This is a genomic window from Bradyrhizobium sp. 142 (assembly GCF_023074015.1).
GTDB lineage: Bacteria > Pseudomonadota > Alphaproteobacteria > Rhizobiales > Xanthobacteraceae > Bradyrhizobium.
Window position 1 is genome coordinate 1 of record NZ_JADPKQ010000106.1, and the last position, 20,618, is coordinate 20,618.

16 protein-coding genes and 3 pseudogenes are annotated in these 20,618 nt (G+C 57.0%); 7 read left to right on the forward strand and 12 right to left on the reverse strand.

Features of this window, described 5'->3' with window-relative positions; translation table 11 throughout:
* The first annotated feature begins 166 nt into the window (after positions 1–166).
* The 3 genes from IVA82_RS10350 to IVA82_RS10360 all read left to right on the forward strand — a co-directional run bounded on the left by IVA82_RS10350 (position 167) and on the right by IVA82_RS10360 (position 1,093).
* Positions 167–412 carry a hypothetical protein gene (locus tag IVA82_RS10350; RefSeq protein ID WP_247387734.1) on the forward strand — a complete coding sequence of 82 codons (246 nt, stop codon included), beginning with the start codon at positions 167–169 and terminating at the stop codon, positions 410–412.
* Between the two features lie 131 nt (positions 413–543).
* Complete coding sequence (locus IVA82_RS10355) at positions 544–777, forward strand: hypothetical protein (protein ID WP_247387736.1); 234 nt, start codon at positions 544–546, stop codon at positions 775–777.
* 70 nt (positions 778–847) lie between these two features.
* A complete protein-coding gene (locus IVA82_RS10360; protein WP_247387737.1) occupies positions 848–1,093 on the forward strand; it encodes a hypothetical protein in 246 nt (81 codons plus the stop codon).
* A gap of 548 nt (positions 1,094–1,641) precedes the next feature.
* Here IVA82_RS10360 and IVA82_RS10365 read toward each other — a convergent pair.
* From IVA82_RS10365 to IVA82_RS10375, 3 genes are all read right to left on the reverse strand, one after another.
* Positions 1,642–2,124, reverse strand: a complete 483-nt coding sequence (locus IVA82_RS10365) for a GNAT family N-acetyltransferase (protein ID WP_247387739.1) — start codon at positions 2,122–2,124, stop codon at positions 1,642–1,644.
* A gap of 71 nt (positions 2,125–2,195) precedes the next feature.
* Positions 2,196–3,410 carry a hypothetical protein gene (locus IVA82_RS10370; protein ID WP_247387740.1) on the reverse strand — a complete coding sequence of 405 codons (1,215 nt, stop codon included), beginning with the start codon at positions 3,408–3,410 and terminating at the stop codon, positions 2,196–2,198.
* Positions 3,407–4,879, reverse strand: a complete 1,473-nt coding sequence (locus IVA82_RS10375; protein WP_247387741.1) for a coproporphyrinogen-III oxidase family protein — start codon at positions 4,877–4,879, stop codon at positions 3,407–3,409. Before IVA82_RS10375 ends, IVA82_RS10370 begins: the two co-directional genes overlap by 4 nt.
* Positions 4,880–6,504: 1,625 nt before the next feature.
* Here IVA82_RS10375 and ybgC point away from each other — a divergent pair.
* Positions 6,505–6,948, forward strand: coding sequence for a tol-pal system-associated acyl-CoA thioesterase (gene ybgC, locus IVA82_RS10380; protein WP_247387742.1), 444 nt, complete (start codon positions 6,505–6,507; stop codon positions 6,946–6,948).
* Positions 6,949–7,064: 116 nt separating this feature from the next.
* Here ybgC and IVA82_RS10385 read toward each other — a convergent pair.
* The 4 genes and pseudogenes from IVA82_RS10385 to IVA82_RS10400 all read right to left on the reverse strand — a co-directional run.
* Positions 7,065–7,623 (reverse strand): annotated as a pseudogene (locus IVA82_RS10385) (IS630 family transposase); the annotation flags it as partial.
* 99 nt (positions 7,624–7,722) lie between these two features.
* Positions 7,723–8,676 (reverse strand): annotated as a pseudogene (locus IVA82_RS10390) (IS110 family transposase); the annotation flags it as partial.
* A gap of 362 nt (positions 8,677–9,038) precedes the next feature.
* A complete protein-coding gene (locus IVA82_RS10395; protein WP_247387743.1) occupies positions 9,039–10,418 on the reverse strand; it encodes an aspartate aminotransferase family protein in 1,380 nt (459 codons plus the stop codon).
* A gap of 392 nt (positions 10,419–10,810) precedes the next feature.
* On the reverse strand, positions 10,811–12,055 hold the full coding sequence (locus IVA82_RS10400) for a hypothetical protein (protein WP_247493286.1): 1,245 nt from the start codon (positions 12,053–12,055) through the stop codon (positions 10,811–10,813).
* A 270-nt stretch (positions 12,056–12,325) separates the two neighbouring features.
* Here IVA82_RS10400 and IVA82_RS10405 point away from each other — a divergent pair.
* Positions 12,326–12,669 (forward strand): annotated as a pseudogene (locus IVA82_RS10405) (conjugal transfer protein TrbE); the annotation flags it as partial.
* 427 nt (positions 12,670–13,096) lie between these two features.
* Positions 13,097–13,516: a hypothetical protein gene (locus IVA82_RS10410; RefSeq protein ID WP_346658779.1), complete on the forward strand. Its 420-nt coding sequence runs from the start codon at positions 13,097–13,099 to the stop codon at positions 13,514–13,516.
* A gap of 43 nt (positions 13,517–13,559) precedes the next feature.
* On the opposite strand, the gene IVA82_RS10415 is transcribed toward IVA82_RS10410, so the two are convergent.
* From IVA82_RS10415 to IVA82_RS10425, 3 genes are all read right to left on the reverse strand, one after another.
* Entirely contained in the window at positions 13,560–14,876 is a 1,317-nt protein-coding gene (locus IVA82_RS10415; RefSeq protein ID WP_247387747.1) for a hypothetical protein, read from the reverse strand.
* Positions 14,877–15,125: 249 nt separating this feature from the next.
* Complete coding sequence (locus tag IVA82_RS10420; RefSeq protein ID WP_247387749.1) at positions 15,126–15,908, reverse strand: hypothetical protein; 783 nt, start codon at positions 15,906–15,908, stop codon at positions 15,126–15,128.
* A gap of 97 nt (positions 15,909–16,005) precedes the next feature.
* On the reverse strand, positions 16,006–17,088 hold the full coding sequence (locus IVA82_RS10425) for a Fic/DOC family N-terminal domain-containing protein (RefSeq protein WP_247387750.1): 1,083 nt from the start codon (positions 17,086–17,088) through the stop codon (positions 16,006–16,008).
* A gap of 830 nt (positions 17,089–17,918) precedes the next feature.
* Here IVA82_RS10425 and IVA82_RS10430 point away from each other — a divergent pair.
* On the forward strand, positions 17,919–18,953 hold the full coding sequence (locus IVA82_RS10430) for a hypothetical protein (protein ID WP_247387752.1): 1,035 nt from the start codon (positions 17,919–17,921) through the stop codon (positions 18,951–18,953).
* Between the two features lie 159 nt (positions 18,954–19,112).
* On the opposite strand, the gene IVA82_RS10435 is transcribed toward IVA82_RS10430, so the two are convergent.
* Together IVA82_RS10435 and IVA82_RS10440 are read right to left on the reverse strand one after the other, a co-directional pair.
* Positions 19,113–19,499 carry a hypothetical protein gene (locus tag IVA82_RS10435; protein WP_247387753.1) on the reverse strand — a complete coding sequence of 129 codons (387 nt, stop codon included), beginning with the start codon at positions 19,497–19,499 and terminating at the stop codon, positions 19,113–19,115.
* 8 nt (positions 19,500–19,507) lie between these two features.
* On the reverse strand, positions 19,508–20,356 hold the full coding sequence (locus IVA82_RS10440; protein ID WP_247387755.1) for a type IV toxin-antitoxin system AbiEi family antitoxin domain-containing protein: 849 nt from the start codon (positions 20,354–20,356) through the stop codon (positions 19,508–19,510).
* Positions 20,357–20,618 lie beyond the last annotated feature (262 nt).

Genomic DNA, 20,618 nt, shown 5'->3' on the forward strand with positions numbered 1-20,618 from the left:
GTTCATGAAAGCTGGATGCGGGAAAACTGCACGTCCAGTTTGTGCGGCGGACGGAGGCCAGCGCAAGAGCAATCGAGCGCGCCTCCTCCGACCCGACAGGCGGCGGCGCGCCGCTGAAGGCCCGAACGGTGGAAGTGGTTAGTAGAACGGCGATCTCGTGCGAGCCATGCGGCAGAAGAAACAGATCGAACTGAACTTGGGCACCGGAGCGAGGGGTGAAGCCCCGAAGGCCGCCGCCCAAGCGACCGAAGCACGCGCGGCGAAAGCCAGTCTCGAACGCCCGGCGGTCGCAGGGCCGTTGATGGAAGCAGTGGTCGAGCGTGAGAATCTGAAGGAAGCGTTGGCGCGAGTGAAGCGCAACAAAGGTGCGGCGGGCGTTGACGGGATGACTGTCGGCGACCTGCCGGCCTAATGGGGAACCCACGGCCGTCGACAGCGCGGGCGGACCCAGGCTGATCGAGCAGAAAGACGGCGCCTAACAAGGGTCAAACGCTGCTAATCGTCATGGTTGCAATGGTAAAGTTCCCACTGACTGGGGGCAACATGGTTAAGGCATTTCGCAATACGGTCATGGCACTTACTTTTGTAGGAGTTGCCGGCTGCAACATGTTTTGGAATTTCATGAATGACTATATGGTCTGCGGCCTTGCGCTGGCGGCTTCAGTGACAGCCGGCTTTTGCGTTGAGCGCATCTTCATCGAGCGGTCCCGTCGGGAGATGATCCGCCTCCACGGCGCGGACTGGCATTCGGCGGAGAACCGACAGCTCGACTCATGAACGTCACCCGTCGCCCGCTCGTCATTTTCATCATCCGATTGTTCGCATTCGATCCGAGGAGCCTGGCCCGATGATCAAACCGGTCCATCCATTCCGGTTCGCTCGCATCGAGCGCCTGCGAGAGCTGCTTGAACGAGACTACCGAATGGCAGTTGACCCGAATATGGGCGTGAGCACCACGAAGCTGGTGAGACCCGATCCGCAGCTGCTCGATGCAGGTTTGGTACTCAATCGTGATCCAGGAGGGTGCGAGCTGGGTCCTTCGTTGAGAGCCTGCGAGCGCTACGGCACGCAACCGGTCGATACGCCCGAGTAGCATCACGATCTGGAAGGGCGACGACCATAAGCTGACCCGACGTAGGGGGCGATTGGACGCGCCCGTGCATCCACCACCCAGCATCGCGCCAAGAGCGGACTTTTGGATTCCATACGCAACAGAATGTTGCGGTTGAATCGAGGTGGATTTGTATGCCGGCTGGCAAGGCTCACGTCGCGAGCCCACGACACTCCAGAGCGTCTTCGCCTATCCGCCGCTGGCGCACCGTATCAGCTCTCGTTTTGAATTCAACGCTGGCTCGGCCAGGCGTGAGTTTGTGCGTGCGTTCGAGGCCTATCGGTCGCGAAACCTTCACGTCCTTGTCAGCTACAGTGACACGATTCATTCCGATCGCAGATCTCGCGAGACTCAATGAGAAATTCCTCGCGGATGATACGGTTTTATCTGAGCGCATTCGACGTCATTCCCAAGGAGCGAGATTGGGCATTTGGGCTAGTCAGGGGCAGGTGATTGAATTTGTGCTCGTTGCGCGTCCGTAGAGCTTCACTGGATTATCCGGTCTCACAACCTCATTTGCTCAGCGGGGGTCATCCTGGCCAAATGAGCCGCTTCTCGTAGAAGATCACTGCATATCCGTGCAACATCCCTTCCCTGCGGCGAACATAGCCAGCGCTCTCATAAAGTCTTTGGGCCCCTACTTGGATCGTTGTTGTATCGAGCATTATCCACTTGAAACCGAGAGCAACAGCTCGCGACTCCAATTCACGAAGAACCCTCCTTCCAAACCCTCGTCGCTGAAAGACGGGGTCGACCCGCATACGTTTTAGTTCTGCGACATCATCATCAAAAGGTTTCAGCCCACCCATGGCAGCGAACCGGGGACCAATATGCGCAACTACGAAGTCTCCGCCCGAGGCGATGTATACTTCCCCGATATTGCGTAAATCATCCTCCCAAGCCCCTTCCGGGCCACACACACCAACATCCTGCGATGCGCTTCTGTGCAGATGCCATGCATCATCGCTATCCACGGACTCGAACCGACGAAGGATCAGTTCGTCTTGAGACATCGACTATTACCTCTCGACCGGTGGCGGACGCCTGCGCCTCTGTTTTTAGCCACGCAGAGACCACCGTCGGCTTACGGGCGCGCCTCTGTCAACAGCCGCTGAGAAAGGACAGCCTCAACACTTTCCGATACCTCAACTCCGACAACTGGACGACCCGGCTCAACCGTATATTTTAAGGCCGTACTACGGTGCATCCGGGTAAACCGATCCAGTGCACAAACACAGGACGTGCGCAGCGTTCCGATTTCGCCGCCGTGATGCTCCACGACTGGTGAAATGGTCGCAACCCTGGGAAAGTCCGCTTTCCCCTTTAGCCAACCTGGCTTGAGCGGTGCACTTCCTTTGCCTGACGACAGCCAGCGGAATACCTCGTGAATGCATCTCTGCGGATAATATTCGGACAGCCGATACAGATCCGTATAAAATTGCGGTTTCTGGTGGAAGAGTTCTTCACCGACCAGTAGCACCGAGAGCGCCACGATACGGGCCGAGAAGCGGCCGCTTGGACCGAGCGTATTCTTGTAAGGATTCTTTCCGTAAAACACACGAAATTGGCCAAATAAGTCCGGCGACATATGTTCATAAAAGCGCGTCAGAACATTGTTTGCTGACTCAAGGCGCTCCAGGCATAGTGCAAGACATTGCCCCGCATCCACGTCGGCCACATCACGCAACTTGAGCAGAGCGTCAATTGCTGACTGCAATTCGCTCTCGATGATCTGATGGCCCAAGCAAAAATCTCGCTCCTCGACCCCGGCCGCGCCGAGGCAGTATACGCGTGGATCATTCTGCAGCGGATTCGTAAGGATCATATCTTCATAGGAGAGGACCTCAATGCCGGGCTGCCGTTGACAACTCGAGCGCGCAAGGCGGATCAGTACCTCTCCCACCGTCAGCTCGGCGTCCACGGGATGAAGGCCGGCAAACGCAGACATCTGATAAGCACAATTTACGAGATATTGGATGTCTGTCTTAGCGATCTCGAAGTCCGACTGCGGCAGACTTAGCAGCTGCGCTTCATAGTCCGTCTTCGCAATCATCGCGTTGATGTTACGCCCAAGAGCCTTAACCGCTTCATCTGGTCGTTCACTGCATTTGACCTCCGCAATGCAGTGCGGCAGTTGATCGGCGACAAAATTGCTGACCAGCCCAAGCGGGCGTTCTCGCTGCCGGCGATCAATGCTATCGGTCAGATGCGAAAATATGTCCTCCGCCTGGCAGGGCGACCCTTGCGGGGTGGAAACGGAAAAAGGAGCGACCATAAATGAGCGCGCCCGCGACTTCATCGAAACGCAACTTGCATTTCGGCACTTGACCCGTATCGTGCGGCCGGTGAGTAATCGTGTTTTTCGAGCAGATCAGTTCGTTTGTCTATTATCCTACTGTCGTTGTAAGCGACCCGCTCGAGTATATTGTTCGAGAAAAATAGCAGCGATACGGCGCCCGAATTGATAGTGCCGGCGGCAGTTAACGAAAGCAGGCCGTTTGAAATGCAGATGAGTCCTGCCTCATTCAAGAGTTCAAGCTCGCGGCCGAAGCAATTCTCGATGGACACCCCAAACTCCCGCTCGAAGCGGGAGAGCAACACCCCACTGCTTCGCAGGGCAAACATTACCGTTCTGCGCATGAGATCATCGTGCGACAGGACAACACCCTTCCACACAGGCTTCTCGCCCGCCTCAACCCTATACAGGTAGCGATCTAAATCTGCCTCGTTATAGAACTGGCACTGGCTCATGTAACCAAATCCGGCAACCCCAAACGGGACCAGATTATTGTCGTTCCAGGAATCGTATTTGCGGCTCTGTTGAATCGAGTGTGGCTGCGACTGCTTACTCCAATAGAAAATCGGCCCATGGCGATAGCCGAGTTTCGTGAGGATGTGCTCGGCCATAAAATGCATGATAATGCGCTCCTTAGCCCCGGCAAATTGATATCGTCCCCGAGCCAAATGGCGGGCTACGGGGTCTGTAGATTTAAACATCAATGGGAATACATTGAACTTCTCTATTCCCATATCCAGTAAGCCGATAAGTGAGTCGTACCAGCTCCGGAGCGTTTGCTCCGGCAACCCATACATGAGGTCAAGCGACAGATTCTGAACGCCCATGTCATTCAGTAACTTTACGAGTTGAACTACCTCGTCCAGGTGGTGCCCGCGGTTCAATATGCGTAAAATGCTCGGATCTAGACTCTGAACGCCCAATACGAAGCGGTTTACGCCGGCTCTAAGCAGTGTGGATATGCGATCTGCAGCGTCCACTTGCTTTGCAAGAGAGGGATGCAATTCGAAACTCACTTCCGACTTAGACAAATCAAAGCGCCGCCTAATCATACCAAATAGCGTTTCGAGTTGACGGTTGGTCAAGAACGAGGGAGTGCCGCCTCCAAAAAAAGCAGTCTCAACAGCTCTGCCGGCCAGCGCCGCCTCCGACCAACTCATCTCTTTATCTAAAGCCGCCAGATAGCGCTCCACTCGCCCGGAAGATGGATTGATTTCCTTGGCGAAGTGGCAAAAGGTACAATACTGATCACAAAAGGGGATGTGAAAATAGAGATCAATTGACGACGAAACCTGAAGCAACAACTTTTCGGCATTCAGGTCGCCCATTGCCTTGAGAGGCGGATATGTGCCGACAAGATAATCGTTGTGCGTGTCAAGGTGCAAATTCCGTGACCTCAACATGTCAAGGTTAATGTCGTACGAGCGGTCGATCGCGAATTCCAAGGCCTCGGAATAGGTCGGGGCGCGCATTTTTTAACTCCTCTAGCTTTCTTGTGAAGGCAAGGCGCGATGGCAGCTTCGTTCCTCGTGTCTATCGCGCTCTTCAGCTCGGGCTCACCGAAGTCGTGCATTTCGATCAAAGATGCGGGTTTGTCGGCTCCCACTCGAGGCAACCACCGTAGAGCAGAACGAGTGTCGCCATCCGCTCGGGGACACGCGGGATGATTATGGTTCGGCGAGGAAGACAGATGCCGTGGCCGAGGCCGAATGTCCTTCGGGCGTTGCGAAACGGCACCGAGGAAGACTTCAGGCGCCGAGGAGTGCGAATACTGCTGGAGAAAATGGTGCTCCACCTCCGAGTGTGACCCGCGCCGGGTCGGGCGCCGAGCTCGATCTGCTCCAGCGTGCCATTGAACAACTTCTGTCCGCTCCCCTCTTCGAAAGGAAGCGGCCATTGCTCGAGACTAAGCTTGATTTGGTTTCCTCCCGGTCCGACGCCAACATTCGCATGCCGCTGCATGCATTCGCCACAGAGCGGCCCAAACGTGTCACACTGGTTCGGATTTGCTCGGGAGTAAGCGCGCTGAATGCTAGTCGTGTCTGGTGGTCTTGAGAGCTATCCAACGCGAAGAACGACAGCGGCACCCGCGACGGACGCGGCAAGGCTTTAGGCGGGACCGCACTCAATAGCGCAGCGTCCAAGGCATTGATTTGGATCAGTCGAGCAAGTTTCATTTGAACTCCTGGGCCGGCGAATGCGAGATCGTCATGGTCGTGCGGATCCTTTTACGGTGTCCCAGCAATCCACGTGCCACTAAAGACGTTTGCGAGCCTGGCTTGAAGAGGGCAAAACCATGTGCTTCGTGTCCACCGTCGGAATACTCGCGCCTCAGTGTCTGGTCCCGGACATTAACGTCTTCAGCCGGACACGGCTGAACACGACAACGCGGAATGTTGAATGACGATGGCCGGCCTCTCATGCCGAACTCGAACATCTGCTCCAACGGCGACCTTACGACCGAATCGCTCGGCTGATGGAGGCAGCGTCCCGGCACGTGACGGATATGCAAATGAACTCGTCGCTTTCTTGCGGCGCGGTGGCCACGGAGCGACTTCGATCTGGCAGCGCTCGGCGCGGACTTGCCAGGCGCGGTGCGTGTCGTACCGAGCGACGAGCTCGGCCGCAGAGCGGCGCAGCCGACTCTCCGGTCAAGGTGCCGTGGATCATTCTGCCCGGTTTCATCGATCTCCATGACCATCTCACCTGGAATATCCAGCCGCGATGGCTGACCGGCCGGAGTTTAACAACTGCTATGAATGGTAGGATTCGCGGAATAGGACTGCTGAACAATCCGCACTGCCGGGCAATCCCGACTTTGGCCTGCGAAGCGCAGAATCAAGGCGCTTGCCGATGGGGCGACCTCGGTCCTCGGGGATTGCTGAGCAGCGATAAGAGCTCTGCAAACCATCCGTGCGTGCGGGACTTGCCCGAAATCTGGATAGGGGGTTCCGGCTTCCAGCAACAGCAACCGGTCTCCGACCGGCCTTGCGCCGGGCAGCCTCCACCTGCACGCACGAAGCCCATTGGCACTTGCTGCGGAACGCGCCTCTGTGCAAGACAATTCGTCCCAGAAGGGCAGTAGGGGAACCGCACTGTGACAGCTTCTCTTGATGGCGAAATTCGCGACGGCGGCCATCATATGCAGGTTCGCGTCTATTTCGAAGATACTGACTCCGGTCAGATTGTTTATCACGCAAATTTTTTGCGCTTCATGGAACGGGGTAGAACGAACTACTTGCGCCTGCTCGGAACCACTCAGCAAGCGCTACTCAAAGAAGCCAAGAACGATGCGCCCGGCTTTGCCTTCGTGGTCCGCTCCATGACGATCGATTTTCTAAAACCGGCGGTCTTGGATGACCTGCTTGACGTCGTCACAGTCCCGCAAGAGGTGAGGGGAGCGTCGATTGCCTTGCTGCAGGAATGCAGGCGCGGAGACAATCTCCTAGTCACGGCGCGTGTACGCGTGGCGTTTATTTCAGCCGGAAAGGCGCAGCGCATCCCGAAGTCGCTGCGGCTCGCTATGGAAGGGCTTAGATAAATCCGCCGCCTCGTTCAAGCTTTTGCCTTCCAGCGCCCCAATGAAATCAGGTCATTAAGCTTCTGTTGCAACATAGTCAAACCAGTGTTCGCGGACCGAACGGAAGACCCCGCGTTGAGGCCGCGTCTGGAGAGCTTGGCGAAGAATCCTTCGACGGCATTGAGCCACGAGGATGAGGTGGGCGTGAACTGGAAGGTGAAACGCGGATGGCCATCGAGGCATTTGCGGGCCTTTGGGTACTTATAGTGGCATAAATGTCGAGGACGCGGACAGCCTTTTTGACCGGAAATTGAGCCTCGATCTGGTTGAGAAGCGGATGAACTCCTGATGCCGATGCTTCTGAACGCAGCGTCCAATGACGTTGCCTTCGAGCGCATCGAAGGCGGCAAAGATAGTGGGTGGTACCGTTGCGCTTATAGTCGTGGGCATGGTGGCGGCGCGCCCCTTTTTCACGGCAGACCCGGTTCGGTGCGATCGAGCGCCTGGATTTAGCTCTTCTCGTCGACCGAGAGCAAGATGGCATGCTCGGGCGGATTGACGTGGAGACCGACCACGTCTTGCAGCTTGTCGACCAAGTTGGGATCATTCGAGAGGTTGAACTGGTGGGCGAGACGGTTGCAGTCCGTGCGCCCGCCAGATGCGCTGCACCGAAGTTGCGCTGATGCCCGCCGCCTTTCGCCAGTCCTCGCTCTCGTCCGGCGCCATATATCTACAGTCCGGACGAGCTGGTCCGGCTCGTTGCGGATCAAGCTCGCGGCTGGGTGGACATGCGGACATATGGCGAACACGGCCGTTGTCGGCCTTGGTGATGCGGCCGCGCCTGACAGACTCCCGTCGATCGTTCGCTCGGCACTAGGCCGAGGTAACCCATGAGTTGACTGGGCTCTACGGCTCACGTCGCCAACCTCGGTCGCGAACGTCGCTGCGACGATCAAATCAACGCCTCGCAACGTTTGAAGCGCCCGCACGAGCGGCTCCAGAGACCAGCCCGAGACAAATTCTTTGATCGTGCGCTCGAGCCGGTCGACCCACTCCCTGCCGACGCGAACTGCTTCAACCATTTCTTGGAGCGCGATCTGATGTGCGGGGTGATCGAATTGTTGTTCCTGAAGCCAGCGCAGATAGCGCATCGTCCAACTCTTCTTGCGAGGACGGGTGCGGTCGTGCTTGAGCATGAAGGCGCCACCTGTTGCCGGTGAACCCGCAGCGCCTCAACCGCTGCCGCTCGCGCGCGAACGAGATACCGCATCGCCTCGTGGCCTTCATGGGGAACCCATACCGCCGTCAGCTCGCCAGCGCGTAGCAGCCGCGCGAGAGAAACGGCGTCCCGGCGATTCGTCTTCACCCGATCCCCCGGCTTCCTTGGGAGCAGCGATGGTGCCAACACCGTGCATTCATGGCCCAGCAATCGGATCAGATGATAGAGGCCGTAGCCGGTCGGGCCGGCCTCGTAGCAGAAATGCACGCGGTCGAACCGGTTGGCGATCCGCGCTATGATGCGACCCATGTTGGTTGCCGAAGCGTCGACCTCGCCGAAGAAACGAACTTCTCCCTCCCGGCCTGCCTCAGCAATCGGATGGCGTTTCTCAGTTTGGCATCGATTCCGACGAATGCTTCCCTATAATCTGCCACGGCTCGTCCTCCTGTGATGAGGATCGGCTCGGTCCGCCCGAGCAACCCTCGGACGCGCAGTGTAAGGCGAGCTATCTCATCGGCAGAGACGGACATACGCTCTTACCGTTCATCGGGGATGACCTCTTGAATATCCCACGACCGGCTCTGTTCCAATTTCTGGAAAACAATCGTCGCCGGATTTTAAGTCGCACTAACGCCTATTCACTAGAACTCACTCGTCAGTATCGCGACATAAAGAGTTTTGGTTCCATCAGCATGCATGACTTGTTAGGAGTCGAGACGGGAAGCTCGACTGCGACCAATACGTTACATACTATTTGGGAAGCCGTGCGACGCTGGTGGTATTCCAAAGGGCCAACCGACGGAAACTCGCAGGATCGCTGGAAAGGATAATTCCGCCGCATTTTGAAGCGATATTGGCAGTTGCGCGAGGTCGCCAGTGTAAGGCGGCCTTTTCAAAAAGTGGCAAAAACAGCATTGACTGCGTCCACTGTACTCTCGACGATGATATCAGCTTCGTGCTTTGTTAAGCACAGCGGCGGCGCGAACCCGAGAATGTCGCCCTGCGGCAAGGCGCGGCCGATGACGCCACGCTCAAGCAGCGCGGCGGCGACCTGCTCACCCACTTTTTTTGATGTATCGAAGAGGATGCGATTATCCCTATCCTCGACAAATTCCACCGCCGCCATCAGCCCGTCGCCGCGCACCTCGCCGACGTTTCCATGATCGCCCAGCGCCTCAGTCAGTGCGGACTGGAGATAGGCTCCAATATCGCGAGCATTCGTGATCAGGTCCATCTCATCGATTAGCTCAAGATTTGCAATAGCAGCCGCCGCGCAGATAGGATGGGCGGAACAAGTCCAACCATGACCGATACTACCGAGTTGATCGGAGCCTTTCACGAGAACCTGCCAAACCTTGTCCGAAATAATGACGCCGGACAAAGGAGCGTACGCGGAGGTCAGACCTTTTGAGATTGTGATCAGGTCCGGTCTGATGTCGTAGTGGTCGGAACCAAACATCCTGCCCAGGCGGCCGAATCCGGAGACGACTTCATCCGCGATGAGTAGAATGTCGTATTTCTTCAGAACGGACTGTACCTTCGCCCAGTATCCGGTGGGCGGCGGAATAATGCCGCCAGCACCTTGGATCGGCTCTCCGATGAACGCCGCGACTGTATCGGGACCCTCGGCTACAATCATTGCCTCAAGCTTGTCGACGCAGGCTTGGACGAACTGCTCCTCGCTCATGGTCGCATCAGCGCGGCGGAAATAGTACGGAGCTTCAGTGTGGAGAATCGGCGTACGCGGTAGATCAAAGGCGTTGTGGTACAGTTCAAGGCCTGTCAGCGAGCCTGTCATGACGGTTGAGCCGTGATAGGCTCGCGAGCGAGAGATAATCTTCTTCTTCTCCGGTCGGCCAAGCACATTATTATAGTACCAAATTAGTTTGATGTTTGTCTCGTTCGCGTCCGAGCCTGATAGACCGAAAAAGACGCGACTCATGCCTTTCGGCGCCCGGTCGATGATCATCCTGGATAGCGTGATCGGGGCTTCTGTGCCGTAGCCATCGTATGCGTGGTAATAGGGGAGTTCGTTCGCCTGCTTTGCAATCGCCTCGGCGATCTTCTGGCGGCCATATCCGACATTCACACAAAAAAGACCCGCAAAGGCGTCAAGGCTGGTTCGCCCAGACTTATCAGTGATGTAGACTCCTTTGCCCCCGCTGATCACGCGCGTTTGAATTTCACCTCGCGCATGCGCGCCGATGTGCGTCCCCGGGTGCAAGAGGTGATCGCGGTCCCAAGCACCGAGTTCGTTGAATCCGTGGGACATTTTCTGCTTCCTCTCCTACTCTGCATCAGAGGGTCTCGAGCCATATTCTATGGGATAAGCGCCCCCACCTTATGGCTCGATGGGGGCCCACTTGCTGCCACCGAAAGATTGGAGTCGAATCCTTGTCCGTTCGGCGTTGCCGTTCAACAATAGCGAAATCGGATGTAGCGAAAAGAGGCCCGGCGCAACCAAAGTTTGTAGTTGCGCCAAAACGATGGTGCGACGCCAAGGCTAAGAGCACGCCGACCTCAAGTAGCGCGGGAGGAGGCGTGAACGGAATCGCGGGCAGCTTAGTCGGCTATACAATTTGTTGGTTGGCGGCTGGCAATATCTAACTCTTGGGACAGCCAGCTCGATCAAAGGAGATCAGCAGGATCAAAGGTCGCCGACTACTACGCCAAACTCGCCCATCCGCGGTTGGCACCGGGGATGAAATCGCGCAGATTTTGGTGCTTAAAGGCCGTGAGCAGCGAAGTGGTCAATGCCGCAAGATCGCTGCCGCCCCACCCGATCAAATCGCCGCGCAGCAGAACCAGGGGTTCGCGGGCGATGAGAACATCGCGAATCTGCTTGCTTAGCGACTCGATCCAGGCGGCGACGACGCCGAGTTGGGGAACCAGGCCGCCCGAGGGGTGAAGCAATATCTTGAGTACATTCTCGGGCGAGACCTTCTTTTCGACGAGGTAGCGCGCCGCCAGAAATTCCGCGAAACTCTGATGAGCCCACCCCATGAGTTCGCCGCCGCGAGAGGTGAACAGGCCGGTATCGAGCACCTCGCGGACATGATCCTCGGTGACGTCGAAGGCGGGAAAGTCCCCTTCTTCATGCCCCCGCGCCAGAATCGAAAGCGCGACGTCTTCTTCGGGAACGCCGTCCGATTGTGCATAGCGGTTGGCAAGCATCGTCGCGGCCGCAAGGCGGCTGGCGACGCGCAGGCGCTGGGCGGGATTGAGAGCTCCCAGACGTCGCGCGTTGCGCCTGCTCGAACTTGTCTCCTCACAGAGCTTGAGGCAGCCACGGGTGTAGAGATCGACGATGCTGCGCGGGAGCTGTCCATCACGCTGAAACAGACCGAGCAGCAGATTCAAGGTCAACGGCTTCATCGCGAAGCGTACGACATCCGCCGCGTAGAGTTCCCTGATAAAGGTGTTGGCGTCGATGCCGTGCGCGGTGGCGGCTGCCACCAAGTCTTTGCGGCGGAGCGGCGCCAATTCGAAAATTCCGACTACGTCCTTGCCCCATAGGCTACCCAGCACCGGCTCCAGGATTGCGCCCGGCCAGCTTGCGGTTCGGCAGGCAATTCTCACCGACATGCGTGATGTCGGGTAGCGCGGCAACTCGCTCGCCAGCAGGTTTGCGATGCTGTCAATGCGCAGGAGCGCCTCGTCGAGGCTATCGAGATGAAGGACCAGATGCGAGCTGCCCGTTGTCCACGCGATGAACTCGGGACTTACAAAGACCCTCTGATGGAGCAGCGCATCGCTCGAATAGGCGCGCAGGTCGACGTGGATCGAAGTCGTGCCGTCGGCGACGGCATCTGCAGACGCGCGCGCGGCCCCTGCCTCCAAGGTAATGGATTTGCCGATGCCGGGCTCGCCGAGGAGGACAAGCGCGCGATATTGTGCGAGTTCGGCCAACGTCGCTGGAGTCGCCGGATGGGATCGATGCAACGGGCCGGTCGGATCGGCCAGGAAGCCGCCGTCGGACAGGTCGAGCGTGCCGGTGCGGGCAGTCCAAAAGCGCTGCCAATCGTACAGGGGCTTGGCGCTTCCGACGTGAGAGCTGCTGGGCGGAGGTTGGGTTTGTTTCATGGCTGCACGCTAAAACAGCGTCCAGTCGCTGGTACCAAAATGATCGTTGACGATTTCTCGACCGCACCTTCGCGTGCTGCAGCTCTTCGAAGCCTCGTACCGGAAGTCGATTGGCTCGATGATCCGGAGACGTAACCTATCTCCATTCGACCGTCTCGACGAAGCGCCAGCGCGTCCGCGTCCCCGAGACGCCGATGCACCTGGACGCACTGCTGACCGATCAGCCGTTGGTCGGCGGGCTGGAACCGCGTCTGGGCAGCGCCCATTTGCGCGCACTGACGGTCATCGGATTCCCGACCGCGACACATCCCGGAATCCTGGATGAACTGAACCGGCTCGCGTTTCCGTACCGATGGTCGACGCGCGCGATCCTACTCGACAAGACGCAGGCCGTGAAACTCCTCACGAAGATTCGGCGGCAATGGTTCGCCAAACGAAAAGGGCATCGCCGCCACCTTCGGAGGGCAACGCTCGCGGTGGGCACGTCTGTGTGATTTCACGATTTTCGTCGGTGCAATGGAAAGATCGTTCTTCAACGGCAGCTTCGATCAGCATTGCTGCGTCCCGATCGGCCTCGGCAGCGTCAGCGCCGTGGCCAATAGCGTGACGAGGCCTCGCGATGATGAACCCACGCGACCTTCGTTCCGTTAGGTCAATGACGACGAATGTTTCGGCATTTTCCTCTTCGACCCGCCAGGGCGGCGCAAATCTGCGTGTTTCGTTGCTTGACCCCATGAGAACAAAATAAGAACATAAGCCGAGCGAGGTCGATCAGGAACTCGAAATGTCAGAATCGGCGGAAGGCGATTCCATGTCTGAATCTGAACGGCTCGATATGGCCGCGGACCAGGCGATAGGGCTGCTGCCATTATGGCCGGCGCGTTCGTGGAGGATTCATTGTGTCGAGCCGTGGGGTGCAGGTCGTCGTTCTATTCGATGATTGAAGGCGGGTTCGAGCGAGGGCTGTACAAAGGTCTGGTCCAAAATGATCTTCACGTCATCAGGAATATACGGAACGCATTCGCGCACGCGATCAGGCCGATCACATTCGACACCCCGGCGGTGATCGGGGAAGTAGGTAAACTCCAATTTCCGAGCTGGAACCAAATGACCGGAGGACTTGCGTTTGGTCCTGCCCGCCAAGAAAATCCTCACAGAGAGATTTATACAAACGTCTGCCGGGTTCTGATCAAACAACTTTTTATGATCTCAATCTCCGGCGGGATAGGGTTTGATTTCTCTCAAGCGCTTGGATCAGTCGACAATACCATCCCGCGCTTGTCGTGATTTACATTTCGCCAAGTGATGCAGGTTAGTCACTGGACTGCTGTTACTCCGGGAGGTCGGATGTTTTTCGTGCTGTGATCGGAGACATCGCGGCGTCGCGCTCGCCAAAGGTGAACTCTATCCAATCATCGTCCTCGTCGCCGCCTGCTATCAACTCAGCCCTGGCGACACCGCGACCTTCCATCATTCGCAACACAAACGGGTTAGCGCGCCAACCGTGATGGCTCTCCCACTCCGAGGGCGACATCTTTCCGGAAAGCACATCCATTAAAGCGCGAGCGGACACCCGTACGTGATTGCTAGACATCTGATACGCTCCTATAGAATTCTCTCCGATTCCTGTCTCCCTGCACCGCAAGGCAGCGTTCGTGATATTTTTCACTGGTTTCGGAAGATGCTTTGCCAAAGCACCGCAAAGTGATTGCAGGCGCTCTGCCTTTTCACCTTTAGCCAAGGTGACCAGCGCAATATCGTTGGCATAATTCTCTCCGATTTGATACCCGAGACGTTCTGCTCTTACTGTCGCAAATATCACGAAATCAAACGAAGAATTTTGTTGAAGAAACTCTTTCGCTATTGCTTCAGGATCGAACGTTCCGTGCGGCAGTGCCATTCCGCCCCGTCGCATATTCGCGCAGTCAGCATCGCAGACAATTATTCCCTTGAGTACTTTAGGGTCGACGCCCTTCAACTGCTTGCTAGCTTTGCTCTTCAGCCGGTTCATAATTGGGTTTGCATTGAGCGAGGTGGCATGATCGTACGCCGGGTAACTCCCTGAAGAGTAGCGGGAGCCGTCATAACTGACCGTCAAGGATACATCGCCGGTCCTCACGACAAGGGGAGCCGCCGCCGCCCCGAGAGTCTTTGCGCGCAATAAGAACGGCCGGATATGGCTCTTTAGTAAAGATGGAAACTGTCCGACCGGAGGCAATTGCAAGAAAACTTTCTCGCCGCCCGCCACGGGTTCCCGCCGACTCTCTGTGCGATATCTGATGCCGCCCGGAGGTAGTCCGACCTTCTTGGCCTCGCGCGCAATCTCCGCGGAGAGTTGTTGTATCGGATTATCCTTGTCGAGGCCCTCATCCGAAACAGCAGTAATGTCGGCAATCAACCCCACTGCAACTTCACCCAGAAAGGTGAAGCTGATGTCCGGCTTCTTGCCGGTTGCGAGCGCCCGCTCGGACGTGAGCTTTCCTATTTTGCTAAAAGCATAGAGGAAAATTGTCTCCCACATCGCTGCCAGTCGGTCGCTACCTGGCTTGTTAAGGCGAGCGGCAGTTTTGTCGCGCTGATCATGGTCGAGCACTTCGTTTAGGTCATGAAGGCGCTGTTGAATTGCCCTCCTGGAAAAGACAAACATGGGAATTCCGAGGCGATTGAGGGGCGGTCGGCTCTGCTGCTGTTTGGAGAATCGATCCGTATTCCCAGCTTCCTTCAAAATTGCTTCAAACGGAAGGCGGCTTAAAGGGCCTCTTAACGGGACAGGCCGACTACTGGAGACCTGATTTACTGCGACGTTGACGGAGCAGATTCAACGATGACCGTGCGGCTTGATGTTGCCGTCAGGCCCTTTTGGTCTGTGGCGAACGACGAGCCGTTGATTATAACGCTACAGGCCGAGTAGCGCCTTGAACGCGTACCCGAGCAACACGCCCAATGCGGTGACGGTCGCGTTGGCTGCGTTGGCGACGATGCCGTCTTTCACTTTTGTCGCATACTGCACGACAGTTGGTTTGATCAGATCCACGACCAGATCGACGCGAACCCGAGCCGATCTTATGAGGCGCCGTGCGGCGGAGATTTCCGCCTCGCGCTGCTCCCTCTCTGCCGGATCGTCAAAGTCGTTGGCTTCGCGGATGGCTTTCTCAAGTTCCGCCATCGCCTCGTCGGCATCGGTATATTCCTTGCTGTTGTGATTGATGGTGACGGTGCGATCGGATGCCGGAATGTCGGCAGCATCGAAATGCTGTTCAATGTGGCGTATCAGCTCGCGCGTCGTCGGCAGGAAGAGTTGCCGGGATATGTCATGGACATGAGTATCGTAATCGTTGGCCGTGTAGAGGAAGGCGGCACAGAAATCATATATATCCAGCTCGCCATTGCTGAGCTCCCGGAGCAGGGCGATATGCATAGCCAGTCTGTCGGTCTTGTCCTTCGGCCATGTGAGCGTGCCGCTCCCGACCATGGACCCAATCGTCTCCTTGCACTCGCCGTACCATGTCGGAAAATCGACGCGCTTCTCCAGGTCGGAAACGACGCGGTGGGCTCTTGGCGTGTCGTCGATGTTGCGGAAGAAATTCTCCAAATGGTCTTTGAAGAATTGATATCTTGCGCCCGTTACAGCGTCGGTCAGCTCGTTATAGACGGCGCGGAAATTCGAAAAATCGCTCATGATCGCTCTGGTTCAGAAATGGTATGTGGACAATACCATGCGAACGCTTGTGCTACACCTCCGGCATGCGCGAACCATCAGATCATCATGGACTGAGTCATGAAGGTGGGCTAGGAAGAATCGGGTCTTCGCCGAACGGGCGGTTGATAATCGACAGCGCATCAGGCGCAGTGAATACGCGGTTGCGGGCATAGCCAGTCCGCTCCACGAGAATCTTGCGCTCGACAAGCTGCTCCACTGCTTGGGAAGCTGCCTGCACAGTGATGTCGAGAAGCTTAGCCAGGCGCTTCACGGTTAGAACTGGATAATGGGGTAATACATCGAGCGCGCGAAGGCTGGCAGAGCCCTGCCGGAATTTCCGACGTTCGCGCCACATAGCGCCAAGTGTGGCCAAGGCCTCGCGCGTCTTGAGTAGCTCATCGGTCGTGCCGACCACTGCATCTGCCATGAACCCCACGGTTTCGTGCCATTCCAGCCGTTGCTGCGCTGCCTTGAGGGAGTCGTAATAAGCCGTCTTGTGGGCCTCGATGTAGGGCGAGAGATAAAGCGGCATCATTCCCTCTGCCGCCATCATAAGCGGTAACAGCAGACGCCCAACGCGGCCGTTGCCGTCGCGGAATGGATGGACCGCCTCGAAATGCGCATGCGCCACTGACATTCGCACGATGAAGCTCTGGTACATCGCCTGCATCCCCTCGCAGCGCATGTATTTCACGGTGTCTTCGAGGCAGGCCGCGATATCGGCAGGTGGCGTTGGATTATAGGTCGAATACGCGATGTCGCCTCTGCCGCCGATCCAGACTACCCGCTCTCGGAAATCGCCGGGCTTGTCCTTATAATCGGCATCGCCACGCATAACGGCACGATGCAAATCCTGAACCAGAGCGGTCGTGAACAATTTCAGCTTTTCTTTGCGCGCGCGGGGTAGAAAATCATCGAGCGCGAGTGCGTAGTCGCGCACTTGCGCGGCGGCTTCGCCCTGCGGGGAATCTTCGCTTTCCTCAACTGACAGCAGCTCGTCGAGTGTGCTGTTCGTCCCTTCGATTGACGAACTGCTTACAGCCTCGCGCCGGGGCAATATGCGGCTGATGAGATAAGGGTCCTTGAGTTCCGCCGCGAGCGTCTCAATTCTAACAAGGGCCGCGTCCGCCGCCTTCAGCCGTGCAAGGACCGGCCCCACCGCAATCCCCTCCTCGGGTGGTGGCAGCGGAACGACCCCGTAATGGGAGTCGAACGGCGGCGGGAGCCTTTTCAGTTGCTCCCGGATGGCATGGCTGAGATGGTTGCGATTCACGGAAAACCTTAGGTAAGAAAGCTCTATGCCTATCCATATTCAATGTTATTTCTAAAAACTTCAATAAAGAGTCAGGATTCCGCTCTGAATGCAAAGAAATTCGGCTATTTTCGCCTTTCTGGCATTGGGGAAACGCACTTGAAATGTTGCCCGGCCGCATAGCCAGGGCCTCGCCTTGGCACAAGTGTTCTTATTTCTTTAAACGCAGAGCCAAATGCGGATCTGGGGCTGTAGCCACCCAATTGTGGCGGGCTCCCCTTACAACCGCGTCCTATGGAACTTACCTTTGCGGATTGCGCCACCCGTCGAATTTCCGGCTGAAAGACCGCTCTCATGCCTGCCGCAACCGCTTACGTCCTCCATGTTCCAAAGGGCCGGCGTGACATTATTCTGAACTACGCCGAAGAAAACCGGCACGACGCCACGCGGTACGTCGCCGAACCCGTGCCGAGCTTTTCCTACGGTAGCAACGCGTTGGTCGTGCTGGCGTGCTTTCGCGACGGCGCGATCACGCACATCGCCGACGGCCGAAAGGGCATGTCGGCGGGGACCGGGTTGGCCCGGCTCAACATGACCGAGTTGCAGAGATTGGAACGGCCCCTTCCATTTGAAGAACTTGTCGGCCTCCTTCCCGCAAAATTCAGAGCCCCCTTCGTCGCATCCTCGGCACCGGCGGATTGCTGCCGCCGAAGACCTTCGCGGCCGCGGTGGACGCATTGGCGGCGCGCGATCCCAACCTGGCGACAAGGCTGGGGCGGTTTTCGGAGAACCGCGCCCGGGCCATCCCGGGTCTGACATGGAAAGAAAGAGAAAATCTTGCGGTGCAAAAGGAATCCCTGGGACTTGCACTTGCGATCGCAGGGGTGCCGCGGGCTGAAATGCTCTCCTGGTCGCCGACGCCTGGAAGACCGGCTTCGTTCCTCGAAGGCTTGCCGGGCGCACGCGTCCGCGAAGACGTGATGATCATCAAGGATTTCACATCCTTGCCCGGGTTCAACGCCATCCGCGATGCTTCCAACGTCGCGGCCATGATCTTTGAGAATCCGACCGATCGCCGTCAGGCACTCACGGTGATCATGGCGAACCGGACGCCCTTGGAAGAACAGACCGGGGCCGACCTTATCTACTACAACGAGACCTACGGCGCCTTCGTGCTGGTGCAATACAAGGCGATGGAACAGGGCAAAGACGGCGCTGAATTCCGCTGGCGGGACGGCGATCAATTCACGCAAGAAGTCCAGCGCATGGACGCGTTGCTGGCCGAACTCGCCAAGTGCGGCGCCGACCGCGCCCCCGAGGGCTACCGTCTGTGCAACAATCCGTTCTTCCTGAAATTCTGTCCGCGCGTCGTGTTCAATCCGAACGACGAGGGCTTGTTCAAGGGAATCTATCTTCCGCTTGACCTTTGGAAGAGCTTGCATGCGAACGGACGGCTCAAGGGGCCAAAGGGCGGCAACGTTATTGGGTTCGACAATGTCGGAAGACGGCTCTCCAACACTGAATTCATCTCGCTCGTCACCAACTCCTGGGTTGGCACGACCATCCCCCAGTCTGCCGAACTTGAAAAAGTTATCCGGTCGGTTCTCGAAACCGGGCGAACCGTGATCTTCGCGGTCAAGCGGGAGACAGCGCCGGATGATTCAGACGGAATGCCTCCGACATCGCCGGTCGAGATGCCCTCGCTACGCTTCGATGACGAGTGCAGGCCGGGCGACGATTCCTTCGACTTTGAGGATGCCGTCGAGACTTGATCACACCCGCCTGTTATTCGGAGTGGGGGTCCGAACGCCGATCGGCGTCCTAAATAATTGATTGAGCTCGCGATTGACGGGTCAATGTACGCCGATTCACACCATGTCGCCGAACTCAGCGCCTAATCTGCAAGATTCTGGCAAGTAGCTAGCAAGCCTTTACTTTTTCCGTTTTGTCGATACCGACTTCTTTCGCCCCGACGATCCCGAACTTCCCCGCTCCGACAATCCCGATTTTTGCTTTCCCGCCTTAGCCGTCATCTGCGCTAGCGTGCGTTCCAAAAGCTGGTCAACGTGCTGGACGGTGTCTTTACCGTTGTCGATACCCATTCGTCGGCTGGTGATTTCGACAAGCCACGCATCACCGCCATCGCCGCCTACCGCTCCCATAAAAACAGTTTGTCTAAACGCATCCCGGAGCCGTGATTTGACCTTACGCTTGCTCATCTCAGCGACAATCGTCGAAAATGCGCGGTGAATGTAGTCTAGTCGGTCATCTTCAGTCAGCCGCTGGAATTTTTTGGACGAGGTTTCGTTACAGGCCAATCTAGCGTTCAGATAGGGGCACTGAGATCCTCCGGCACAGTGATCAAATATTTCGGATCGAGCCTTCCGCCTTTCGCCAGCATGCGCTTTCCTTTCCCCAAATCGACCTTGTCACGGTCTATTTGCTTCAGCCATGAATGGTCGTGCCGGTCGGCAAACCAGAAGAACAGCCTTTTGACTTTCACGCTTCTGCAATCGTCCAGCAGCTTTTGCAGCTTGCGGGGACTGAGGTTGCGCAAGCCCTCAACAAGCATGTCGACCTGGTGGAAGCTCTCGCTATGCGGCAGCTCGTCGAGCAGTTCGAGCAACGCCCGTTCGGGCGATGAGATGGTGAGCGGCCATTCGCCCTGGCCCATATCTGCTTGAATGGGCCTGCCTGGAATTCGTCGGCGGGTGCGCCGGTATTGCTCTGGACATTCCAGGCGAAGTTCTTGCACCTTCGTCACCGGGTCGGCTTTGAAGAGGGTCGTGCTCTTGCGGAATGTGAAGTGCTCTTTGAGCGGAAGCTTGAAGAGCCATCCGGGCGGAGCATCGGGACCATACAGATAAACAACGGTCGGTCCACTCGCTCTTAGGTAGTGCGAAAAGCCTTGCAATTCGAGCGCTGTTCGCCCTCCGACGATCAGGGGGCACTCAAGCAGCGTCTGAAGCGATATGACCGCCTTCTGCCATGTCAAGGTGCCAAGCGGGCGCTTGAAAGTTCCACGCGTCGGCTGAACCAGCCAGCCAGCCGAGACATACTGGCTGCGCAGGCCTGTCGAATAGCCATGCTTAGTCATCCACCCAGCATCGACCAATAGACCTTCCGGCAGGGTATGTTCGAGGCAGTTTAGCTTTCCGCCGGAAGGCTTAGTCATACTTAGCAATATAATAGTATTTCAAGCAAGTTTATAGATTTGCAATTTGCTAAGCCTGGACTATGCAGAAAACCCATAATCAAAACCCGGCTTGCCGGGCACGCCAATCACATTTCTATCTCTAACCTGCATTTCTCACAGTGCTGACTGATTTTACAACGCAGGTTTGATGGATCAGTGATGGCCATGAGGGATGGTGGCGCCGGAAGGCGCGGATGGCATTGTTTGGTTGTTGTCTCTCCGGTGGGCCAGGTGGTGATGC